19 protein-coding genes and 1 other RNA gene are annotated in these 22,011 nt (G+C 65.0%); 9 read left to right on the forward strand and 11 right to left on the reverse strand.

From position 1 onward, the window contains the following. The first annotated feature begins 15 nt into the window (after positions 1–15). Positions 16–528, forward strand: coding sequence for a hypothetical protein (locus tag ACOQPI_RS11615; RefSeq protein ID WP_420619792.1), 513 nt, complete (start codon positions 16–18; stop codon positions 526–528). A gap of 25 nt (positions 529–553) precedes the next feature. Here the strand turns inward: ACOQPI_RS11615 and rnpB are convergent. The 3 genes from rnpB to ACOQPI_RS11630 form a co-directional block, all read right to left on the reverse strand. Then, positions 554–919: RNase P RNA component class A (gene rnpB / locus ACOQPI_RS11620), an RNA gene on the reverse strand. 84 nt (positions 920–1,003) lie between these two features. Then, on the reverse strand, positions 1,004–2,443 hold the full coding sequence (locus ACOQPI_RS11625) for an FGGY family carbohydrate kinase (protein ID WP_420619793.1): 1,440 nt from the start codon (positions 2,441–2,443) through the stop codon (positions 1,004–1,006). Positions 2,444–2,467: 24 nt separating this feature from the next. Beyond that, positions 2,468–4,096 carry a glycerol-3-phosphate dehydrogenase/oxidase gene (locus tag ACOQPI_RS11630; protein ID WP_420619794.1) on the reverse strand — a complete coding sequence of 543 codons (1,629 nt, stop codon included), beginning with the start codon at positions 4,094–4,096 and terminating at the stop codon, positions 2,468–2,470. 169 nt (positions 4,097–4,265) lie between these two features. Here ACOQPI_RS11630 and trpD point away from each other — a divergent pair, with 169 nt between their 5' ends. The 7 genes from trpD to ACOQPI_RS11665 are packed head-to-tail and all read left to right on the forward strand — an operon-like array spanning position 4,266 to position 10,843. After that, the gene (trpD, locus tag ACOQPI_RS11635) at positions 4,266–5,321 is read left to right on the forward strand and encodes an anthranilate phosphoribosyltransferase (RefSeq protein WP_420619795.1); all 1,056 of its coding nucleotides are present in this window, start codon (positions 4,266–4,268) and stop codon (positions 5,319–5,321) included. A gap of 28 nt (positions 5,322–5,349) precedes the next feature. Then, on the forward strand, positions 5,350–6,408 hold the full coding sequence (queG, locus tag ACOQPI_RS11640) for a tRNA epoxyqueuosine(34) reductase QueG (protein ID WP_420619796.1): 1,059 nt from the start codon (positions 5,350–5,352) through the stop codon (positions 6,406–6,408). A 3-nt stretch (positions 6,409–6,411) separates the two neighbouring features. Further along, positions 6,412–7,557 (forward strand): glycosyltransferase family 4 protein, encoded by a 1,146-nt coding sequence (locus ACOQPI_RS11645; RefSeq protein ID WP_420619797.1) that lies wholly within the window; start codon positions 6,412–6,414, stop codon positions 7,555–7,557. 34 nt (positions 7,558–7,591) lie between these two features. Beyond that, complete coding sequence (locus tag ACOQPI_RS11650; RefSeq protein ID WP_420619798.1) at positions 7,592–8,092, forward strand: hypothetical protein; 501 nt, start codon at positions 7,592–7,594, stop codon at positions 8,090–8,092. Next, entirely contained in the window at positions 8,085–8,546 is a 462-nt protein-coding gene (locus tag ACOQPI_RS11655) for an SRPBCC family protein (protein WP_420621033.1), read from the forward strand. Before ACOQPI_RS11650 ends, ACOQPI_RS11655 begins: the two co-directional genes overlap by 8 nt. 43 nt (positions 8,547–8,589) lie before the next feature. Then, on the forward strand, positions 8,590–9,765 hold the full coding sequence (locus ACOQPI_RS11660; RefSeq protein ID WP_420619799.1) for an aminotransferase class I/II-fold pyridoxal phosphate-dependent enzyme: 1,176 nt from the start codon (positions 8,590–8,592) through the stop codon (positions 9,763–9,765). Positions 9,766–9,811: 46 nt separating this feature from the next. Beyond that, the gene (locus ACOQPI_RS11665) at positions 9,812–10,843 is read left to right on the forward strand and encodes a 6-phosphofructokinase (protein ID WP_420619800.1); all 1,032 of its coding nucleotides are present in this window, start codon (positions 9,812–9,814) and stop codon (positions 10,841–10,843) included. A gap of 40 nt (positions 10,844–10,883) precedes the next feature. On the opposite strand, the gene ACOQPI_RS11670 is transcribed toward ACOQPI_RS11665, so the two are convergent. From ACOQPI_RS11670 to ACOQPI_RS11685, 4 genes are all read right to left on the reverse strand, one after another. Next, positions 10,884–11,669 (reverse strand): GerMN domain-containing protein, encoded by a 786-nt coding sequence (locus tag ACOQPI_RS11670; protein WP_420619801.1) that lies wholly within the window; start codon positions 11,667–11,669, stop codon positions 10,884–10,886. Between the two features lie 62 nt (positions 11,670–11,731). Further along, positions 11,732–13,177 (reverse strand): sensor histidine kinase, encoded by a 1,446-nt coding sequence (locus tag ACOQPI_RS11675; protein WP_420619802.1) that lies wholly within the window; start codon positions 13,175–13,177, stop codon positions 11,732–11,734. Between the two features lie 8 nt (positions 13,178–13,185). Then, entirely contained in the window at positions 13,186–13,866 is a 681-nt protein-coding gene (locus ACOQPI_RS11680) for a response regulator (RefSeq protein ID WP_420619803.1), read from the reverse strand. A gap of 79 nt (positions 13,867–13,945) precedes the next feature. Continuing rightward, positions 13,946–14,770, reverse strand: a complete 825-nt coding sequence (locus ACOQPI_RS11685) for an inositol monophosphatase family protein (protein WP_420619804.1) — start codon at positions 14,768–14,770, stop codon at positions 13,946–13,948. 23 nt (positions 14,771–14,793) lie between these two features. Between ACOQPI_RS11685 and ACOQPI_RS11690 the strand changes: the two genes are divergently transcribed. After that, a complete protein-coding gene (locus ACOQPI_RS11690; RefSeq protein ID WP_420619805.1) occupies positions 14,794–15,831 on the forward strand; it encodes a threonine aldolase family protein in 1,038 nt (345 codons plus the stop codon). Here the strand turns inward: ACOQPI_RS11690 and ACOQPI_RS11695 are convergent, their stop codons facing one another. Genes ACOQPI_RS11695 through ACOQPI_RS11710 form a run of 4 tightly spaced genes read right to left on the reverse strand, consistent with a single transcriptional unit; the run spans position 15,832 to position 21,763 of the window. Beyond that, positions 15,832–16,119: a hypothetical protein gene (locus ACOQPI_RS11695; RefSeq protein WP_420619806.1), complete on the reverse strand. Its 288-nt coding sequence runs from the start codon at positions 16,117–16,119 to the stop codon at positions 15,832–15,834. It lies immediately after the preceding gene. A gap of 9 nt (positions 16,120–16,128) precedes the next feature. Further along, on the reverse strand, positions 16,129–19,005 hold the full coding sequence (locus ACOQPI_RS11700) for a type I restriction endonuclease subunit R (RefSeq protein ID WP_420619807.1): 2,877 nt from the start codon (positions 19,003–19,005) through the stop codon (positions 16,129–16,131). Beyond that, positions 19,002–20,225, reverse strand: coding sequence for a restriction endonuclease subunit S (locus ACOQPI_RS11705; protein WP_420619808.1), 1,224 nt, complete (start codon positions 20,223–20,225; stop codon positions 19,002–19,004). Before ACOQPI_RS11705 ends, ACOQPI_RS11700 begins: the two co-directional genes overlap by 4 nt. Further along, positions 20,222–21,763, reverse strand: coding sequence for a type I restriction-modification system subunit M (locus ACOQPI_RS11710; RefSeq protein ID WP_420619809.1), 1,542 nt, complete (start codon positions 21,761–21,763; stop codon positions 20,222–20,224). The genes ACOQPI_RS11705 and ACOQPI_RS11710 overlap by 4 nt, the downstream gene beginning before the upstream one ends. Between the last annotated feature and the right edge of the window lie 248 nt (positions 21,764–22,011).

The following is a 22,011-nucleotide window of genomic DNA, read 5'->3' on the forward strand; positions in this document are numbered from 1 at the left end:
CCGCACGGACAACCGGTGTTCTTCTGGTTTCTGGCTCTCAGCTTCGTGCTGGTGGCCTTGGTGTTCGACAGTCCGGCCCTGGACTTCCGCATGGTGATGTTGGGCTCGGTGCTGCCATTGGTCGAGCTGTTGGCCGGGGGACCGTGGGCGCTGCACACCCTGCTCGCTCCCTTGGTTGTGCTGGTGGCGGTAATGCTGGCCACCCGGGGCCGCCGGCTGTCCCGGCGCCGTTGGCTGGGGCTGCCCATCGGGCTGTTCCTCTACTTGGTGCTGGACGGCGCGTGGTTGCGCACTGATCTGTTCTGGTGGCCGGTTTTCGGGGTGGCGGTAGATAGCGCCGACCTCCCTGAATTCAAGCCCATGGCCACGCTGGTTGTGTTGGAGATCATCGGGCTGGCGGTGGGGGCCTGGTCGGTGCGCCGCTTCGGGCTCACCGACCGGGAGCGCTTGCGGCTGTTCTGCACCCAGGGTCGGCTGGACAGGGCTCAGATGGGTGCCCACCGGTCTCGGCGGCCCCGGGGGCGCTGAACGCCGCCATCTCCGGCGAGATTGGACGGTGAGTCGGCCTGTAGGCGGGATTCTGTCCGGGTCCTTGCGGACCGTAGGTGGCCATCCATCTACGCGACCTACCCGGGGACTGCCCCTGACGGGGCGGTGGGCCACCATGTCCCCTGCTTGGCCTTGCTCCCGGTGGGGTTTGCCGAGCGAGCCGAGTCGCCCCGGCCCCTGGTGCGCTCTTACCGCACCGTTTCACCCTTGCCTGTGCCCGCCGGAGCGGGCCATCGGCGGTCTGTTCTCTGTGGCACTTTCCTTCGAGTCGCCCCGACTGGCTGTTAGCCAGCACCGTTGCCCTGCGGAGTCCCGACCTTCCTCGACAACGAAGCCGAAACCTCGATGCCGCGGCCACCCGGCCGACTCACCGTCTCGTTCAGTTTGCCAGCCCTGCTCATCCCAAGGCGAGAAGGTTTTGGGTGACAGGCCGGTGATGCGCTCGCCAAGCGTTCTACAGGCCTATGTCGGAGAGCTCGGGGTACCAGCGGGTGGCCCGCCCCACCGCCTCACGCCAGCGCTCCCGGTCCACCGTTCCCTGCGGTTCCACCACCGCCCTCGGCGACCAGGAATCGGCCACCTCCTGCCAGCTAGACCACTGGCCCAAGGCCCTCCCGGCCAACACCGCGGCACCCAGCGCGGTCCCCTCCGGCACTGGGCACAGCTCTACGGTACGGCCCAGAGTGTCGGCCAGAATCTGGATGAACACCGGGTTCTGAGACATCCCGCCGTCAACCCGGATCTGCTCGATGTGATAGCCGCTGTCGGCCTCAGCCGCTTCCAACAGATCGGCGGCTCGCTGAGCTACGCCCTCGAATACCGCTCGCACAATGTGGGCTGCGGTGGTGCCCCCGGTGATGCCGAACAGCGCGGCCCGGGCCCCGAAGTCCCAGTGGGGGGTGCCCAGCCCGTACAGGGCCGGCACGTACACCACCCCGCCGGTGTCGGCCACGCTGTCGGCCATCTCGGTTGACTCGGCCGGGTCGCCCAACAGTCCCACGTCGTCGATCAGCCAGCTCATGTTCGACCCGGCGGCGATCATCATGGCCTCCACGCCCCAGACGATGGCCCCGTTCTCCTGCCAGGCCACGATGGGAAACGTTCCCCGGTCGCTGCGCTTGTCGGCGATCGGCCGGTCGGAGCCGGTACACACGTCCAAAAAAGCCCCAGTGCCGAAGGTGAGCTTGGCCAGCCCCTCGAGCACACAGCGCTGTCCGATCAGCGACGACTGCTGGTCGCCGATGATCCCGGCAATCGGCGGTGCCCCCGGCAGGGCGGTAGCAGTGCCTACCACCCCGGTGGAGTCCACGATCTCCGGCAGGCAGTGGGCGGGCACCCCGATCTGCTTGGTTATCTCATCCGACCAGCGGCTTCCGTCGTCGCTCAGCATCCCGCTCATGGCCGCATTGGAGGGATCCACTACATGGCTGGCGCCCTGCGACAAGCACCACACCGCCCACGTGTCCACGGTGCCGAAACACAGATCCCGAGTCCGGTCGGGGTTGTGCTGGTCGAGCAGCCAGACCAGCTTGGTGGCCGACTCGTTGGGAACCAGCCGGAGCCCCTCGGCCTGCCAGGCGAGGCATTCGCCCACGGTGCGCAGATCCTGCCACCCCAGGGCCGGTCCCACCGGCTCCCCAGTCTTGCGGTCCCACACCACCGCTGAGCCCCGCTGATTGGTAACGGCCACCGCGTCCACGCCGCCGACCTCCTCCACGACTTCGGTGGCCGATTGGAGGATGACCGCCGCCATCTCGTCGGCGTCGAACTCGACCAGTCCCGGCTCGGGCATGTTGGGCGGCGTGCGCTGTTGGCGAAAGCAGCTCACCCGATGACCGTCGGTCACCGCCGAGCGGATGCTGCTGGTGCCCACATCGATGACGCAGATTTTCATAGAGTCTCTCCTGGGTGGTCGCAATCAGGTGTTCAAGGGCTGTTTGGTTGGGTCAGCAGAAGAGATGTCGGCCAAGTCGTCTGCCGCCAGTTCACGGTAGGCGGCAGCCTCTGCCTGCTGTTCTGCCGGCGACCATCCCAGTTCACGGCCCAGCAGCGCCGCGACTTCTTCGGCGATAGCCATGCTGGCGGCTAGGTGCCGGTGCCGGGCCTGGGTGCGTCGGCTGAGCACATCGTCCACCGTTCGGGCCATTTCCGCCCGGGCGGCCCAAACGACCTCGGCTCGCAGATAGGGGAGTCCCTCGGTCAACGGAAGACCCAAGTAGGGCTCGTCTGCCGCCAAGTCAGCCAGCTCGTCGGCTTCAGTGCCATAGCGCTCGGCCAAGTGCCGGGCAGTGGCAGCGGGCAAGCCCTTCGACTCCAGGCCGTCTTGAACCTCTTGGGGGCTGGCCGCTCCTCGAAGGCGCAGGCGCTTTGTCTTCGACCGCCGCCTTCGATGATTGATCTTGCGGTGATCGCCCCCGGACAGCAGGCCCACGACAACGTCTACCGCATCGGCGGCCATCTGCCGATAGGTGGTGAGCTTGCCCCCGGTAACGGTGACCACTCCATCGGCTTCGGCAACGTGGTGTCTGCGAGACAAGTCTGCGGTACGGGCCGAGGCCGTGCCGGCGACCAGAGGTCGAAGCCCGGCCCAAGCACCAATCACATCAGCCTCTGACACTTCCAGTGACGTTGCCGACCGCAGCGCTCCCAGCAATTCGGCGGCGTCGTCGGCATTGCAGCGTGGATCGTCCAGCGAGCCTGAGTAGTCGGTATCGGTGGTACCCACGTAGCAGGCCTCTCCCAGCGGAACCACGAAGATGCTCCGTCCCCTCACCGGTGATGGCAGGATCGAGCCGCGGTCGATGCCCAAGAGCGACCGGTGAAAGGCGAGATGCACCCCCTTGGCTGGTCGTATTCCTATGTCTCCCAGATCAGCGGCCCATACACCGGTGGCGTTGATCACCGCTCGGCACGAGATTTCCAGCCTCTCGCCTTCGGCAGTTTGCGCCCGCACAGCGCTCACCCGCCCGTGGCCGTCGTGGACAACCGTGGTTGCCGACACTCGGTTGGCGGCAACCGCGTCATATTCCAACGCGGCGGTGCGGATGACCGACAGCACCAGTCGGGCATCATCGGTTTGGCAGTCGTAGTACTGGTAGCCCCCCACCACCTGATCGGGTTTCAGGGTTGGGAAAGCAGCCAGCACCTGCTCCTTGCTCAGCCGGCGATGGAGCTTCCCGATGAGCGCCCCTCCGCACAGGTCATAGGCCCAAAGAGCTCCGCCGATTGCCCTGGTGAGCCCGCGGCGCAGCTTGCCGCCATGACCGAATAGTGGGATGACGAACGGCAGGTCCTTCACCAGGTGGGGGGCGTTGCCCCGCAGTCGCTGCCGCTCGATCAAAGCTCCGGCCACCAGTCGAATTTCTCCCTGTCGGAGATAGCGGAGACCGCCGTGTACCAGCTTGGACGACCGGGAGGAGGTGCCCTCGGCGAAGTCACCCCGCTCCACAAGAGCCACTCGCAGCCCCCGTGAGGCCGCGTCGAGAGCGGCACCGACACCAGTGATGCCGCCCCCGATCACGCAAACATCGAACTGGCCCTCTTCCATCCGGGCAAGAGCTTCAGGTCGGCTAAAGATTCCTGCACTCATATTCTGACGGGCGTATCGCGGGCATGTGGCCTCAGTATCTTAATCTCGAATCTCGGTTCATGAATTGGGGGTCTCAATCTCGAATCTCAGTTCATGAATAGGGGGCGATTTGGGCCACACTAAGGCGGTGAGCCTTCACGAGCACGGGGGGTGGGCTGGAGTATTCCGGCGGCTGACCGGAGGTGGCCACCTGACGGCCGACGCGGCCAATGCGGCCATGACCGAGATCTTGAATGGGGAGGCGACGCCGGCGCAGATCGGTGGGTTCGTGATGGCCCTGCGCACCAAGGGGGAGACCGCGAAAGAGCTTGTCGGCCTGCTGTCGGCGATGCGCGCGGCTTCGGAAACGGTTCCGCTGGATGCCACCGGACTCATCGACACCTGCGGCACTGGCGGCGATCACAGCGGCAGCATCAACGTGTCCACCGCCGCGGCGCTGGTGGCCGTGGGGGCGGGGGCCAGAGTGTGCAAGCACGGCAACCGGTCGGCCTCATCCCAATGCGGCTCAGCCGACGTGCTGGAAGAGCTGGGTGCGGTCATCGACCTCGGCCCGACAGGGGTGGCCCTGTGTGTGATCGAGACCGGCTTCGGCTTCTGTTTGGCCCCTCGGTTCCACCCGGCCATGCGCCATGCTGGGCCGGCTCGCCGGGAGCTGGCGGTGGCCACGGTGTTCAATTTCCTCGGTCCGCTGGCCAATCCGGCTGGTGTCAGGCGCCAGCTGGTGGGAACCAGCGACCGGGCGATGGCCGAGATCATGCTGGAGGTGCTCGCCGCCACCGGTTCGGAGCGGGCCATGATCGTGCACAGCCACGACGGCTTGGACGAGCTGACCACCACCGGCCCGACCGATGTGTGGGAATTGCGAGAAGGCGAGACCTTTCGCCACACCGTGGACCCTGCCGAACTCGGGTTGGCTCCCGCGGCCGCTGTGGATCTAAAGGGCGGGGATGCGGCGGTCAACGCCGAATGCCTGCGGCGGGTATTCGACGGCCAGGCGGGTGCGCATCGGGACATCGTGGCGCTCAATGCCGCCGCCGCGCTGGTAGTGGCCGAAGTGGCCGCCACACTGGAAGAAGGGCTGGAGGCCTCGGCTGCCTCAATCGACGATGGGCGGGCCGGCGAAGTGCTGGGAGCCTTCGTCTCCACCTCGAATGAAGCCCGCGCCGGTGAGGAGAGGGAATGAGGCCAGGCAAAGTCGATTTCACGCGCCGGTGAGCACTCTCGTCGCAGAAGAGGTCATTGCCGTCGGTGTGGCGGCCGGGCTCGACGCGGTTGGCGTGGCCCCGGCCGAGCCGTTCGAGTCCACCCGGAGCACACTCCTGGAGCGGCGGGAGCAAGGCCTGCACGGCGGTATGGCCTTCACTTATCGCAACCCCGACCGCTCCACCGATCCCGGCCGCACGGTTGACGGGGCCCAATCCCTGGTGGTGGGGGCACTCGGCTATCGCAATTCCGCCTCGCCGGCCCCTGATCGGGCGGTTGGCCGAGTGGCCGCCTACGCCCGAAGCGACCACTACGCCAGACTGCGAGATGCACTGGGCCAGGTAGCCGACATGCTGCGAGATGCGGGGCACCAAGCCGCGGTGGTGGCCGACGACAATGCCCTGGTGGATCGGGAGGCGGCCCGACGGGCGGGGCTGGGGTGGTACGGCAAGAACAGCAATATCTTGCTGCCCGGTCGGGGGAGCTGGTTTGTGCTGGGCTCGGTGATCACCACCGCGGCGCTCGAGCCGTCAACTCCGGTTGCTGATCAGTGCGGACCCTGTCGCCGCTGCTTGGACGGATGCCCAACCGGCGCCATTGTGGCCCCCGGTGTGGTCGACGCCCGGCGGTGCTTGGCGTGGCTGGTCCAGGCTGATGGCGATTTCCCGCTGGAGTTCCGGGAAGCGCTGGGCGACAGGATCTACGGGTGTGACGATTGCCAGGAGGTGTGCCCGCCCAACAGGACGGCTGAGTCGGGCGGCAGCGGTGCAGGGGAGGAGCTCGAGAGCGACCCCGAGAACGACATCTGCTGGGTGGACCTCGTAGAGCTGCTGCAATCGGATGACGACGATCTGATGGCCCGTTACGGCCGTTGGTACATCCCCCAGCGCGAGCCTCGCTATGTGCGGCGCAACGCGCTGGTCGCGTTGGGGAACTCGGGCCGGGGGGCCGACCCCGATGTGGTTGAGACCGTGGTCCGCTATCTGGCCCACTCCGACCCCATGCTGGTGCGTCACGCTGAATGGGCTGCGGCTCGCCTCGGCGTCGGCGCGGTAGCACCGGTTTGAGCCATGCCCCGGCATTTGTTGGTGACCAACGACTATCCCCCCAAGCTGGGGGGCATCCAGAACTACCTGTGGGAGCTGTGGCGCCGGCTGCCCCCGGAAGAGGTCTGCGTGCTGACCCGCTCCCATCCCGGAGACGCGGAGTGGGATGCCCAGCAAGACCACCAGGTGATCCGCTCGCCCCGCCAGTTTCTGCTCCCCACCCAGGAGATGGGGCAGGAGATCACCGAGCTGGTTGCCGAGATTGATGCCGAACTGGTGCTCTACGACCCGGCAGTTCCACTGGGAGCGCTGGCCCCCCGGCTGCCCCATCCCTACGGCGTGATTCTCCACGGCGCCGAGGTGACCGTTCCCGGCCGCCTCCCGGGCACGAGGCAGCTATTGGGCAGCGTGCTGCGCGGTGCTCGGGTGGTGATCACCGCGGGCCGGTACTCGGTGACCGAAGCCGAGCGGGCCGCCGGTGGACCGCTTCCTGCGGTGATCGTGCCGCCTGGGGTGGATGTGGGCCGGTTCAAGCCCCTGGATGCTGTTCAACGGCTCGAAGTCCGTCGGAGATTCGGCTTGCCCGTCGACGCACCCGTAGTGGTGTCGATCAGCCGGCTGGTGCCCCGCAAGGGCATGGATGTGCTGATCGCGGCGACGGCTCGTTTGGCCGATCGCCATCCCGGGCTCACGCTGGCAGTGGCCGGGGCCGGACGCGACCGGGCCCGGTTGGACCGGCTCATCGGGCGCACCGGTGCTCCCGCCCGCCTGCTCGACCGGGTGGCCGACGCCGACCTGCCCGACCTATACGGCTGTGCCGACGTGTTCGCCATGATGTGCCGCCAGCGCTGGGGGGGACTGGAGCAGGAGGGATTCGGCATTGTGTTCTTGGAAGCGGCGGCGGCCGGAGTCCCGCAGCTGGCCGGGGACAGCGGGGGAGCGGCCGAAGCGGTGGAGCACGGAAGAACCGGACTGGTCGTGGACCGGCCCAGCCATCTCGACGCGGTGACGGCCTCTCTGGATGCCCTGTTGTCGGATCGAGTCCGCCTTCAGAGAATGGGGTTGGAGGGCCGGTTGCGGGCAGTGGCCGAGTTCTCCTACGACCACATGGCCGAACGGCTTCGAACTGTGATCGCCGAAGTCATCGCCCGGGGAAGGAACCGCCCGTGACTGCCCAGGTCATCGCCCGGGGAAGGAACCGCTGATGTCACTGAGCGATCGCTTGGTGCCCCCGGAAGTCGAGGGCCAAAACCTGCTGCGGGCGTGCTGGGCGGGAACCGGCGGGTTCACAGCCGTTGCTATCACCACCACCGCCTTTCCCAATCTCATGGCCGTTCCCATCGCAGTGGTATCGCTCGGGCTGTTGGCCGCGGGGTGCGCGGCCATGCTCTGGGCCTTCCAGCGGGCCCTGGAGCGCAGCCGCTACGAGCTGATCGGCGTGGGGGGCCTTTATTTCCTCGCGGGCTGCGCGCCCCCCTCGGTGCGGTTCTCGATGATGGCTGCGCTGGCTGCCGAGGTGGTGGTGGCGCTGGCCGCCGCCTCGGTCCGCCCGTTTACCGCCTCTGCATTCGGTATCCTGGTTCCTGTCTATGCGCTGGGCTTGTCCGGCGCCTGGGGAGCTCGGTACGGGACTTTCCCGCCCCGGCCCTCCGATGGCACAATCCCAGAACGAAGCGACTCCAGCAGGAACGGTGACGATGTTTGACCAGGCCACCAAGAGCATCACCATCGAGGCGTCGCCTGAGCGGTGCTTTGAGGTGGTGTGCGACTTCGAGTCTTATCCTGAGTGGGCCTCCGAGGTGAAGCAGGTTGAGATAGTCCGCCGGGACGACGACGGCCGGGGCGGACTGGTGTCGTTTCGGGCCGCGGCCATGGGTCGCAGCACCAACTACCTGCTGGAGTACTACTACGGGTCGAACCCCTTGCGGGTTTCCTGGCGGTTGGTGCAGGGCGACCTGACTCGACGACTCGACGGCGAGTACTGCTTCAACCCGGTGCCCGGCGAGTCGGCTCGCACCGAGGTCACCTATCACCTCGCAGTCCAGATGGTGATGCCCCTGCCCGGTTTCGTGAAGCGACGGGCCGAGGCCCGAATCATGCAGACTGCGTTGGAGGACCTGGCGAGCCGGGCCGAGTCAGGTGTCGAGAATCCCAGCTAGATAAACCCATTTGAATCCGCTGTCTAGAAAGTAGATTGGACCTGTGGAGTTCCGCCGGATCAACAACCTGCCCCCGTACGTCTTCACCATCATCAACGATCTGAAAGTCGAAGGCCGCCGAGCGGGACACGACATCATCGACCTCGGCTTCGGCAACCCCGACCTCCCGTCGCCGGACATCGCGGTGGAGAAGCTGGCGGAAGCAGCGGGCAACGCTCGAAATCACCGCTACTCGGCCAGCCGGGGCATCCCCAAGCTGCGCGAAGCCGTTGCCGGCTATTACGCCCGACGGTTCGGGGTGTATCTCGACCCCGAAACTGAGGTGATCAACACCATCGGGGCCAAGGAGGGGTTCTCCCACCTCATGTGGACCCTGCTCCAACCCGGCGACGCGGCCCTGGTCCCGTCCCCCTCCTATCCGATCCACCTGTACGCCCCGCTGTTTGCCGGCGCGGAGGTGCGGGAGATCCCGTTGAGCACGGGAACCGATTTCTTCGGAACGATGCAGGAGCGCTGGCGCTACTCCTGGCCCAAGCCCCGCATAATCGTGCTGTCGTTCCCCCACAACCCCACCACCGCCTGCGTGGACTTGGAGTTCATGGCCGGCGTGGTGGACTTCGCCAAAGAGCACGATGTGCTGCTGGTTCACGACTTCGCCTACGCCGATCTGGGCTACGACGGCTACCTGCCCCCGTCCATCATGCAGGTAGAAGGGGCCAAAGATGTGGCGGTGGAGCTGTATTCCATGACCAAGTCGTTCTCCATGGCCGGCTGGCGGGTGGCGTTCATGGTGGGCAATCCCCAGGTAGTGGCCGCACTGGCCAAGCTCAAGTCCTATCTCGACTACGGCACGTTCCAACCCATTCAGATCGCGGCCACGGTGACCTTGAACGAGGCCCCGGGTCATCCCAAAGAAGTGTGCGACATCTACCAGAGCCGCCGAGATGCCCTGTGTTCGGGGCTGAACCGCATGGGCTGGGAAGTGGAGCCGCCCAAGGGGACCATGTTCGTGTGGGCCAAGATCCCCGAGCCCTACCTGGAAATGGGATCGGTGGAGTTCGCCTCTTGGCTGGTTCGAGATGCCCGGGTGGCGGTGTCGCCCGGTGTGGGTTTCGGTCCCGGCGGGGAGGGCCACGTGAGGTTCGCCCTCATCGAGAACGAGCAGCGCACCGCTCAGGCCGTCCGCCAACTCCGCCAAACCCTGGCCAAGCTGGGCTAGCGGGGTTTTGTCAGTGCGAACCCTGGCCAAGCAGGGCTAGTCACCCATGAGAGTCGGTGTATTGACCGGGGGCGGCGACTGCCCAGGGTTGAACGCCGTTATCAGGGCGATCGTGCGCAAAGCCGAGCGTCACTACGGCGACACCGTGGTCGGCTTCCTGGACGGCTGGCGGGGCGTGTTGGAAGGAGAGTTCATCGAGCTCGACGTGGAGCGCATGCGGGGCACCCTGCCCCGGGGAGGCACCGTTTTGGGGACCTCCCGGTTTTCTCCCCGCATGTACGAGGATGGAATGGAGCGGGTGCGCTCGACCATGGAGAACACCGGTACCGAGGCCTTGATCGTCATCGGAGGGGAGGGCACCCTGTCGGCGGGGGTCGGGGTGGGCGAAGCCGGCGCGGCAAACGTGGTGGGCGTGCCCAAGACAATCGACAATGACATCGGCCTTACCGAGCTCACCTTCGGCTTCGACACCGCAGTGGAAGTGGCCACCGCGGCAATCGACCGGCTGCATACCACCGCTGAGTCGCACGACCGGGTGATGGTGGTAGAGGTGATGGGTCGCCACGTCGGGCACATCGCCACTTGGGCGGGCATTGCCGGCGGGGCCACGCTCACCCTGGTCCCTGAAGAACCCTTTGACATCAACGCGGTGGCCGAGACCATTGTCAGGCGCCATGAGAGAGGCCGGTGGGCGTCCATTGTGGTGGTGGCCGAGGGAGCCCAGCCCAAAGAGGGCACGCTGGAGCTGCCCGAGCCCGAGGTCGATCAGTACGGCCACGTCCGGCTGGGGGGCATAGGCCAAGTGGTGGCAACCGAGATTGAGGCCCGCACCGGCTTTGACACCCGGGTGACGGTATTGGGCCACATCCAGCGGGGCGGAACCCCGAGTGCCCTCGACCGGGTGCTGTGCTCGTGGTACGGCATCGCGGCGATCGATGCCGTCCATGACGGCGATTGGGGGTCGATGGTGGCCTTTCAGGGCGGGGAGATGGTCCGAGTGCGGTTGGCCGACGCGGTGGTCGAGCTGAAGCCCGTCAGCCCTGCTCTCTACGACGTGGCCCGGACCTTCTTCGCCTAGTGGGGTGTCGCCGCCGGCGCTCGCTGTCGGGTTGGCAATCTCAGGAGAAATCGAGGGTGAAATCAGGGGGAAGTCCAGGCGGCAGGGTGGGACCGACCTCAGGGGTAGGAGCGGCTGTGGCGGTGGGCGTTGCCGTGGGAGTCGGCGTCACGGGCGGTGTGGTCGGCGTGGGGGATTCGGTTGGCGGGGGAGTGTCGGTTGGCGTAGGCCCGGGGGTGGCCTCGGGCTGGTAGTCGGGGTCAACCGAGTGGAAGTCATCCCGGGTCACGGGGACATCGCTTTCCCCGCTGTCGGTGGGCAGCGGCACGGGGTTGTCGTTCAGCAGCAGTGAGAAGCGGGTGGCCCCCGTATTCTCCGTTGCGGTGAACACGAGCTGGGCCACCGCGAGCTGGCGGTTCTCACCCTCCAAGCGCTCCTCGAACACCTCAGACTCCAGTGCCACGGTCACCAGGTCACCAGCTGGGTTGACGTCGATCGAGACCACTTCGACATCGGCGGGCAGGGCAGTGGACAGTGCCTGCTCAGATTCGGCTTCGTTGGGGGCCGAGAACAGGGCCTCCAAGACGGTGGTTGGCGGAGCTGGACTGGCCACGTCGCGGGCCACAGGTGACAGCAGGTTGTTCTCATCGATCAGGTAGATGAGCACCTCTTGGGTGATCAACGGCGTCGGCTCCGGCGATGCAGTGGGTGCCACCAGATCGTCGGGCAGCCGGGAATAGTCCACGGTTCGGGGACGGCCGTCTTCAGGCACTGAGCAGCCCGCGGCCAACAAAAGGGCGGCGGCCAGGATCGCCGCCAGACTTCGAAGCGCAGTCGGGTGGGTCATGACACCGCGACGGGGAGGTGGTGAATGGGTCATGACACCGCGATGGGGAGGTGGTGAATGGGTCATGACACCGCGATGGGGAGGTGGACAACGAATCTGATTCCGGGAAGTCGGTCGAGTCGGTCTTCGCACCAGACGCGGCCCTGGTGCAGGCCGACGTGCTCGGCCACCAGAGCCAGCCCCAGCCCGACCCCGGTGGTGGTACCCCGCTCAACCGCTTGTCGGCCTCGTGAAAATCGATCGAATATGTGCTCTCTCTCGTCCGCAGCCACACCGGGGCCGGCGTCTTCCACTGCGATTTCGATCCCCTTTGGCCCGATCCCCATTGAATGGTGGTAGAGGAATATCCCGGTCGCTCCTCCCGCGTACTTCTGAGCGTTGCTCAACAGGTTGTCTATGACCTGCACCAACCGGCGTTTGTCGGCCCGTACCCGCACCCGGGCCACCGCCGGTTCGCAGGAAATGGGGATGGCGACAGGGCTGGTGGCCGAAACCGCGTTCTCCACAAACTCGAGCAAGTTGAATACATCCAGATCCAGTTCGGCGGTGCCGACGTCGAAGCGGGAGATCTCCAGCAGGTCCTCTACCAGATGCTCGAAGCGGTTCACGTCCTCGGTCAGCAGGTCCAGCGCGGTACGGGCCCGCTCGGGCAACTCAGCCCGGCGAGTGTTCATCACCTCCACTGAAGCGGAGAGGGTCATGAGGGGCGATCGCAGTTCGTGGCTCACTTCAGACGCGAACCGCTCGTCTTGGGCAATCCGGTGCTGAAGTGCTCCCACCATGTCGTTGAACGAGTCGGTGAGCGTGACCAGCTCTCGGGCGGCCCCGGGTTCCAGTCGGGTGCTGAGGTCGCCGCGGGCGATGGACTGGGCGGCCTCGCCGATGTCCACCAGCGGGCGCAGCAGTCGACGGCTGGCCCAAAAGCCGACCGCCGCTGAGGCCAGGGTGACACCGCCTCCGCCGCTGGCCAGAATGAGCCCGAGCGAGCCCAGTGTGTCTTCGATCTCATCCAGCGGTGTGGCCTCGTAGTACGAGGCGTTGTGGCCGGGAATTGGGATGCCGATCACCAAGAAGGGCTTGTCCCTCACCCGGTAGCGCATCCGCGCCGGCTTGCCGCTCTCCACAGTGCGGCGAAGGCGCTCGTCAATGTCGCCTTGTTCGAATTCGAAGGACGGCTGGAACCAGTCACCCCCGACCCGCAGAACCGGACGGGAGCCCTCGGGAGTGGCCAGCGTGCTGACCAGGTTCTGGAGGGCTTCCGACTCGATGTCGGGACTGAGACGGCGGTTGATCACCGAGGCGTTGAACCCCACCGTGGCCAAGGCGTCGTTCTCCCTCCCGTTGAGCAGGTTCTGACGGGTCAGCGCGAACACCGTCACGCTCAGCAGCGCCGACAGCAGCAGAGTGGTGAGCACGAAAGACAGGATGATCCTGGTGCGGAGCCTCAGCCGACGGGCCCGGGAGCCCGCTCGGCGCCAGAAGCGAGAACGCTGTCCGGTGGTCTCCACTGGCGCTCTCAGGCTTGGAGCTTGTATCCCAGGCCGCGGACGGTCACCACGTAGCGGGGATTGGCCGGGTCCGACTCGATTTTGGTGCGCAAGCGCCGAATGTGGACGTCCACCAAGCGGCCATCCCCGAAGTACCCGAGATCCCACACCCGCTCCAGAAGTACTTCTCGGCTGAGCACCTTGCCGGAGTTGGTGGCCAGCTCAACGAGAAGGCGGAACTCCGTCTTGGTGAGGTGGGCCTCTTCGCCGTTGATGGTGACCGCTCCTTGCTCAGGCATGATCTCCAGTTGCCCAAAGCGCATATCGGTCATGGTGGAGTCGGTGGTGCGCACGCGGCGCAACAGGGCGCGAATACGGGCCGAGAGCTCTTTCGGGGCGAACGGCTTGGTCAGATAGTCGTCTGCTCCTGCCTCCAGGCCGGCCACCACGTCGTGGGTGTCGGCTCGGGCCGTGACCATGATGATGGGCACGTCGCTGGTTCGGCGGAGTGTGCGGCACACCTCGAATCCGTCGATATCGGGAAGCATGATGTCGATGAGCACCACATCGGCAGGCGTGTCCGAGAAAGCATCGAAGGCCTCTTGGCCGTTGGCCGCTTCCGAGACATCCCAGCCCTCGTCTTCGAGGGCGAGACGGACCGCGGTACGGATCCTCTCGTCGTCCTCAATGGCCAGGATGCGGGTTCCCACCCTGAAATGGTGCCTGATATTGAGCCGCGATGGGTAGCAGGGGCCTATATTCGGCCCATTTTGGTCCGTGGGATGGGGCCTATATTCGGTCGGCCTGGGCGCTTTGCAGCAGCGTCAAGATGGCGTCGGCCACCGACGGGGCGGCGGCAAACACGAATTGGCGGCTGGGAGGTCCGCCGTTCAGGTCTTGGACAACGGCACCGGCTTCCTCGGCAATGAGGGCGCCGGCCGCGTAGTCCCAGGGATTGAGCCCCACCTCGAAGAAAGCATCTACCCGTCCGCAGGCCACCGTGCAGAGGTCGACAGCAGCCCCTCCCACCCGTCGAATGTCGCCGATTTGGGGAAGCAGCTCGCCGAGCACCTCGGCCTGGCGCCGGCGCCGTTCATGCTGGTAGGAGAATCCGGTGGCCACCAAGGCCATGGTTGGGTCGCTATCGGGGCGGACAGTGATGGGGTCTCCGTTAAGCCGGGCCCCGCCGTTTCGATGGGCGCTAAACGTCTCGTCGAGAACGGGGTCGGCCACGGCGCCGGCCACGACTTGGCCCGCGGCTTCAGCGGCCACTGACACGCCGAAGCCGACGTGGCCGTAGACAAAGTTCACCGTGCCGTCGATGGGGTCGATGATCCAGCGCACCCCGCTGGTGCCGTCGCGGCCCGTGCCTTCTTCGCCCAGTATGGCGTCATCGGGCCGGTGGGAGGTCAGGAACTCCACGATGGCGGTCTCGCAGGCCACGTCCATGTCGGTGACCAGATCGGTACGCGACGACTTGGCCGATATCTGGAGCTGGCCGCCGCTCTGTGCCCGCAGCAGCGAAGCTGCCACTTCCGCGGCCTCCACCGCCAGCTTCTCCAGGTGGTCCCATGCGGGGATGGTCGGCGCTGAAGTGGGTTCGGGTTCTGGCACAGCTGAACTCTACGCTGGGCGGCGTGGCATCTCGTGGCGTAGTGGACCTGCGGTCGGACACCCTGACGCAGCCGACCGTGCCCATGCGAAAGGCGATGGCTGCCGCGCCGGTGGGCGACGACCGCTATGGGGAGGACCCCACGGTCAACCGCTTGGAGCAGCGATTTGCCGAACTGGCGGGCAAGCCAGCCGCGGTGTACGTGCCGTCGGGCACGATGGGCAACCAGATCGCCCTTCGGTTGCACGGAGCGGCGGGAAGCAACGTGGTGGTGGGCCGGCGGCAGCACTTGATGTCCTACGAGAGCGGTGCGGCCGGGATGAACAACGCCTTTCAGATCTACGCCGTGGACGATGCCGGCGGAGTGCTGGATGCCGATGCGGCAGCCGAGGCAGTGGCGGCTGGAAACGGGGGATTTTGGCCTCCGGTGTCGTTGATCTGCCTCGAGAACACCCATCTGGCCTCGGGAGGTCTGGCCGTGGGGGCTGGGGAGATGGCCGCGGTTGCCGCACTGGGGCCGCCGGTGCATCTGGACGGCGCCCGCCTGTTCAACGCCGCCATCGCGTTGGGAATTCCGGCTGCGGAACTGGCCAAAGTGGCGACCACAGTCATGTCTTGCGTGTCCAAGGGACTGGGGGCGCCGGTGGGCTCGCTGCTAGCCGGGCCCGCCGATCTGGTCACCGAAGCCCGTCTGCACCGGCGGCGGTTGGGCGGGGCCATGCGGCAGGCCGGGGTGATCGCCGCCGGCGGGCTATTCGCCCTAGAACACCACGTCGATCGGCTGGCCGACGATCACGCCCGGGCCCAGCGGTTGGGCGACGTGGTTGCCGAGCGGTGGCCCGGCACTCGCCTGGGCGAGGCCGAGGCTGCCTGCGGGCGCCCCCACACCAACGTGGTGGCGTTTCGCCATCCCGACGCGCCTGCCCTGTTGGACCATCTCGATCAGGCCGGAATCCGAGCCGGGTTGTTGGCGCCGGGCATCGTGCGCTTCGTCACCCATCTCGACGTGGACGACACCGATATCGACCGGGCAGTTGCTGCTCTTTCATCTGCTCCGGACTAGCTAGTACCGGTCGCGGTCTTGGCGGCGCCCGCCGAACAGCCGCCACTCCTCCATAGCCCGCAAAGTCAAAATGGCCACCACGGCCAAGCCCACCGCTCCCACCAGCGCGCCGACCAAAGCGCCGAGCCCGGTCCACAGCCCGCAGTTCCCCTCACATTGGAGGTCGATGTAGGCGAACCCGATCAGCCCTCCGCACAACCCCCCGACCAGGATCGCCACGAACGCCAGCCACCGCGCCCCTTTGGGAGGAAGCGCCGAGCGCTCCTCAGGCGATCCCGAATCCACCATCCGCCCATGTTACGGGGGCGATTGGCTGTAAACCGATTCCCCGTTGTTGTAGTAGCTGGCGTAGATGTGCTCGAAGACGGCACTGACCTTTTGGTCGAACAGCTCGGGTCCGTAGACATCGGGGTGAGGTTCCCCCCTTTTCGTGGAGACATGCTCTTCGATGAGGCGTCGGAACCGCTCGGCGAGGTCTCGCCGTGTCGGGTTCCTGCGCACGGCGTCGTCGAGGCGTTCTTCGATGTTCTTCTCGATGGCTCTGGCGGCGGTGCGTCTGCGGTCGCCGAAGCGCCGGATGAGCTCTTCGAAGTCGAGTTGATTCAGGTCGATGAGCGGGTCGGCTTCGGCGGTGGGGATGATGTACTCCTTGGCGCCGACGGAGCGGTCGAGCAGTTCTGACACCGAGTCCATGACCCCGGAGATGTCGGGCGCTTCTGTGGATGACTCGACCTTGGCGGCGATTGTGCGGATGACCGCGATGCGGTAGGCGACTGCCATGGCCTCGGGGTCGGGCAGCAGGGCTTTGAAGGTTTTTCGGGCTCGCCGGGCGAGCTTCACGAATTGGCGGCGGGTCTGCTCATCGACGAGAAGGGCTTCGACGGCGGCTTGTTGGAGCGCGATGAACTCGAAGCCCTCCGCGGCTTCCAAATCGGCGAGGTCGATGTCGTTGGCCGCGCAGAAATCGACGACTTCGGCCAGCGCGGTTTCCAGTTCGGCGACCAGCTCGTCTTTTGGCCGGATGGGGGAGTCACCCTCCGGGCTGGCGCCGTAGATGGCGAGGGCTTTTTCGAGGTTTCTGAAGACACCGACGTAGTCGACGATGAGGCCGTTGTCTTTGTCGGGGAACACCCGGTTGGCCCGGGCGATGGTCTGCATCAAAGCGTGGTTGCGCATCGGTTTGTCGAGGTACACCGTGGAGGTGGACGGCGAGTCGAAGCCGGTGAGCCACATGGCGCACACGAACACCAGCCGGAACGGGTCTTCGGGATCCTTGAACTTGGCATCGAGGTCTTCCTTGACAATGCGTTCGCGGTGCCGGGCGATGTCGAGGCCGAGTTCTTTCATGTCGGCCACTTCGTTCTGGGCTTGCGACACCACCACGGCCATGTCGGTGGTACCCATGAACTCGATGAGCGACTCCAGATGGGCGCGCCCCGACTCGGGGGTGCTCTCTAGTTCTGCTTCGAGCTCGGCCTGATAGCGGGCCCATTCGACTTCGACGAGGTCGAACACGCGGATGGCGGTGGCCTTGTCGATGGCCACATACATGGCCTTGCCCCGAAATCCCCGGTTGACGAAGTGGCGGACCAGATCCGCCGCGATCTCCTCCAGGCGCTGGGGGCGGGTGATGAGCTGGTACTGCCGGGAGAATTGGCGGGCCACCGCCTTCTCCTGGGCGTCGTCCAATGCGGCGGATTCCAGGAGGTCTTCGAGCTCTTCGTCGAAGTCATCGTTTACGAGCTGGAGTTCGGGGATGCGGTTCTCGTAGAACAGCGGCACGGTGGCGCCGTCGTCGATGGAGTCGCGGAAGTTGTAGATCGACACGTAGTCGCCGAACACCCGCCGGGTCTGCTCTTCCTCGCCGGATATGAGCGGAGTGCCGGTGAACCCGATGAACGACGCGTTGGGCAGCGCCAAGCGCATGTTGGCCGCCAGCGTGTCGTACTGGGAGCGATGGGCCTCGTCGGTGATGACCACGATGTCGTCGCGCTCCGACAGCACCGGCATCGCCTGGCCCCGCTCGGGCGGGATGAACTTGTGGATCAGCGTGAACACGTACCGGTGGTCCTGGCCCAGAAGGTCCCTCAGATGAGCCGACGTCTCGGCGTGGACCTGCTGGCCGGCGGTGATCACCCCGCAGTCGGCGAAATCCCCGTAGAGCTGCTCGTCGAGCTCGGTGCGGTCGGTGACCATCACGAACGTCCAGTTGCCGTGTTCTTTGCGCAGCACTTTCTGGGTGAACCACAGCATCGACAAAGACTTGCCCGACCCCTGCGTGTGCCAGAACACCCCCAACCGCCCCTCGCGGTGGTGTACCTCCCGCAACGCCTCCAGCGAATTGTTCACCCCCAAGAACTGGTGGTTCTTGGCCAGCGCCTTCACCAGACCACCCGGACGCTCCATGAACGCGACAAAGTTCTCGACCAAATCCAACAGTTGCTGCGGCTGGCACGTCCCCCGCAGCGCGGTCTCAAGCGACACCACGCCCTGCTCGCCCTCCGAGTTGATCCTCTTCCACTCGCCGAAATGCCCCCAATCAGCAAACGTCGACCCGACCAGCGTGTCGGAGCCGTTTGACAACATCACGAACGCGTTGAACCAGAACAGCTGCGGAACGGTGTCCCGGTAGTCGCGCAGATTGCCGTCGAAGGCGTCGCGGACGTTCTTGTGCGACACCTTCAACTCCACCAACACCAGCGGGATCCCGTTCACGAACAGCACCACATCGGCCCGCCGCCGATACATGTCGCCCGAGATCCAAAACTGCGAAACCGCCAACCACTCATTCGCATCAGCACGTTTCCAGTCAACAAACCTAACTATGGCTATCCGACGTTCACCGTCATCACCAGAGACCTCGACCCTCGCCCCATCCCGCAAAAGGCCATAAACCTCCCGGTTCGCCCGCACCGGTGCCATAGCCGAGCGATCCTCCACCAGCTGCTCGACAGCCTCGTCCAACGCCGACTCCGGCATCCTGGGATTCAAAGAACGCAACGCATCCCTGAGCCGATGGCCCAGCACCGCCTCAGACTGAGAATCACGCCCCAACGTCCCCGCCGGGCCCAGCGTCTCGTCAAACCCCTCAGCCACCTCCCAACCCAACTCCGCCAACAACCGCAACGCCGGCTGCTCCACCAACGCATCCTCACTCAAGCGTCCCGGATTCACGCCCCTAAGGCCTCCAACCCCAGGTCAAGCTCAGACACATCCAGTTCGCCCGACACCAACCGCGGAAGAAGCAGATCGCGAGCCTCGCGGAGAACCTCGTTCTGAAGCATCAAGTTGTCTGCCAGCTTCAACATCGGCTGGACCTGATCTGAGTAACTCAGCACGAGATCTGATGGTGGGCTCACCACAGCCATGTTCATGACATCGGCAGGTTTTACGCGCTGATGGCTGGTCGAAGTCCCTCCGGCAGTTGCCGCCAGGCTACTTGCGAAGTCAGTCGAAGTTACGAGGCCGTAAACATAGACAAGCTTCCATTTGAGGGGTTTCGCCAGTACAAGGAATTCAGTCGATGCGACAGCCCTTCGCGCGGGATCAGAGCGATCCACACGCCATACCCTTGGAAATCTTGGGTTGAGCTTCGAAACCATGACGCATGCGCCTGCCACTAGGTATTTGTTGCTCCTGATCTCGGCACCGAGCTCAAGCGTCGGCAGCCCCCGATCGTCGAAGGCCGGAATCGAGTAGTGGTCGAATTCCTCGTCCGGGTACTCATATGGCTTGACATTTTCCCGCTCAAGCTTGATCTCGTCCGCCAAGCAAGAGTGGCCCCACCCCTCGGGAATCGGGCCGAGGTCGGAGTCGACCAACTCGACATCCTCATGCCCCGGAAACCGGAAGTGCACGAACCACTCCCGATACAACAACCGAGCCATCTCCTCCAAAATCTCAATCCGCCGCCGATTGTCCTCTATGAGACCGTCGAGTGCTCGTATGGCCTCACCGATCTGGGTCTGTACGGGATACGGCGGGGCGGTGACGGACAGTCGTTTGAGGCTTGCCTGCGAGAGTTTGGGCTGTGCTGCGCCTGTGATGTGCCCTTTCAATGGGTGGATCTCCACATAGGCACGGAGAAAGTCATCGTCTGCCACCCCTTCGATGGCCTTGACAACATGGGCATGGTTGTTGACCCAAAATTGCCCTTCTGCCATGTAGGCGACTGGTTGTTTGCGAGAGTTCAGGTTCTCACCATCTTCCGCGATGAGGAGGAACCGGCCATCAAAGATGTAGTCATCTACCCAGTCGATGATCCCTTGTGCGCCGTAGTAGGGGAATGACCCTGGTCGATCGGCTCTCTCTTTCTTGCTGAGGGGAATGCGATGACGATCGTGAAACTCGACCAACTCTTCAAAGGGGATCGAGGCCCAATCGTCGCTCTTCATGAGACGGCACGTTGGATTACGCCACGGACGGTGTCTGCGTGCCGGTCTGCCTCTACAGATAGCGACTCGAACTCCTCAGCAAGGCACTCAAGTCGCGTGACGAACTCGAAATCGTCTACTGAGCGATCTTGTGCTCCAACGTACCTGCCGGGGTTGAGGCTCCAACTTTGCTCCTCGATCTGCTCCAAGGTCGCGATGGCGCAGAGGCCGGCCACATCTAAGTAAGAGCCCTCGGGGAACTTCTCGACGAGTAATTCCTCACTTCCTGCGTATAACTCTGGTTCCTCACCTCGCCAGAGGCGGACGGTATTGGCCAGAAACTCAATTTGCTGTGGCGTCCAGTCGCGGTGGGCTCGGTCGATCTGGTTGTAGATGTCTCGGGCGTCGATGAACAGCACCTGGTCCGCGTGGTCGGTGTATTTCTTGCCGCGATCGAGGAACCACAGAGTCACGGGCAGGGTGACGGTGTAGAACATGTTGGTTCCGACGGCGATGATCACGTCGACGCTGCGGTCCTCGATCAGCTTGCGGCGGATTTCAAGTTCACTGCCTCGGGCGTCGGATGCGGAGTTGGCCATGACGAATCCGGCTCGGCCGTTTCGGTTGAGCGCGGAGTAGAAGGTCTGGATCCACAGATAGTTGCCGTTGTCGGGCTTTGGCAGTCCGAACGGGAACCGGGTGTCGTCTTCGAGCTTGGCCTTGTCGATCTTGTTGACGTTGAACGGGGGATTGGCCATTACGAAGTCGAACTCGCCGACCGCGTCGTGGAGGTCCTCGTAGTAGGTGTTGCCTTCTCTAATGTCGCCGGCGAGCCCGTGGACGGCAAGGTTCATCTTGGCCAGCTTGACGGTGTCGCCGGTCTTCTCCTGGCCGTAGATCGACAGCTCCCGGCTGGGGTCGCTGCGGTGGCGCTCGACGAAGTGGGCCGACTGGATGAACATCCCACCTGACCCGCAGGCCGGGTCGTAGATCTTGCCGTGGAACGGTTCGAGGATCTCCACGATGAGCCGCACGATCGAGGTGGGAGTGAAGAACTCCCCGCCCTTCTGCCCCTCCGAGAAGGCGAACTCCCCCAAGAAGTACTCATAGATCAACCCGAACCCATCCCCCTCAATCGCCCCCGGCAAAGGCCGCAGCAATCTCAGCAGCTCGCCCAGGATGTCGCCGGGGATGCGGGAGTAGTGCTTCGGCAGCACCCCATAGAGATCAGGGTTGTAGACCTCGATCCCAGCCATAGCCTCGTTGACGGCCTTGCCAACGTCGGCGTCCTCGGGAAGATTCAGCAGCGCCTCAAACCGAGACTCTTCCGGCAGATACAGCGCGCCTACAGCCTGGTAGTCCTCCGGCCCGATCGGACGGCGCTCAGACCCCGACCCCACAACCTCAGAAGCCTGAGCAAACCGCTCATCCGCATACCGCAAAAAGATCAGCCCAAGCACCGGCGACGCGTACTCCGACGCCTTCAGACCTGAGTTTGCCCGCAGCTGATCCGCCGCCTCCCACAACTTGTTCTGAAGCTCACCCAGGTCCGTCGCCACACTTGTCCCTTCTCACAGTCGCCCCATTCTGACCGCGCCAGCAAGGCCAGATCACAATGCAGCCCAGTTCAGCTACAAGATTCGGTGTGGGCCCCACCTCGATGGAGCACAGTCAAACGACCAATGTCCCCGCTTCGTTGAAGCATGAGCGTCCCCGGGTGTCGCGTAGCCTGCGCGACACCCGGGGAGATTCACCTTCGGGATTTTGAGTCCTTTTGTCGACGTCCGCCGAACGGGAGATTGGCGCG

It is taken from the genome of Candidatus Poriferisocius sp. (genome assembly GCF_965219815.1).
GTDB lineage: Bacteria > Actinomycetota > Acidimicrobiia > Acidimicrobiales > Bin134 > Poriferisocius.

Excerpts from the sequence above, each read along its gene's own strand:
- ACOQPI_RS11655 (WP_420621033.1), top strand. The coding sequence starts at position 8,085 with ATGTTTGACCAGGCCACCAAGAGCATCACCATCGAGGCGTCGCCTGAG.
- ACOQPI_RS11650 (WP_420619798.1), top strand. The coding sequence starts at position 7,592 with ATGTCACTGAGCGATCGCTTGGTGCCCCCGGAAGTCGAGGGCCAAAAC.
- ACOQPI_RS11695 (WP_420619806.1), bottom strand. The coding sequence starts at position 16,119 with ATGGTGGATTCGGGATCGCCTGAGGAGCGCTCGGCGCTTCCTCCCAAA.
- ACOQPI_RS11665 (WP_420619800.1), top strand. The coding sequence starts at position 9,812 with ATGAGAGTCGGTGTATTGACCGGGGGCGGCGACTGCCCAGGGTTGAAC.
- ACOQPI_RS11645 (WP_420619797.1), top strand. The coding sequence starts at position 6,412 with ATGCCCCGGCATTTGTTGGTGACCAACGACTATCCCCCCAAGCTGGGG.
- ACOQPI_RS11625 (WP_420619793.1), bottom strand. The coding sequence starts at position 2,443 with ATGAAAATCTGCGTCATCGATGTGGGCACCAGCAGCATCCGCTCGGCG.
- ACOQPI_RS11670 (WP_420619801.1), bottom strand. The coding sequence starts at position 11,669 with ATGACCCACCCGACTGCGCTTCGAAGTCTGGCGGCGATCCTGGCCGCC.
- ACOQPI_RS11705 (WP_420619808.1), bottom strand. The coding sequence starts at position 20,225 with ATGAAGAGCGACGATTGGGCCTCGATCCCCTTTGAAGAGTTGGTCGAG.
- ACOQPI_RS11630 (WP_420619794.1), bottom strand. The coding sequence starts at position 4,096 with ATGGAAGAGGGCCAGTTCGATGTTTGCGTGATCGGGGGCGGCATCACT.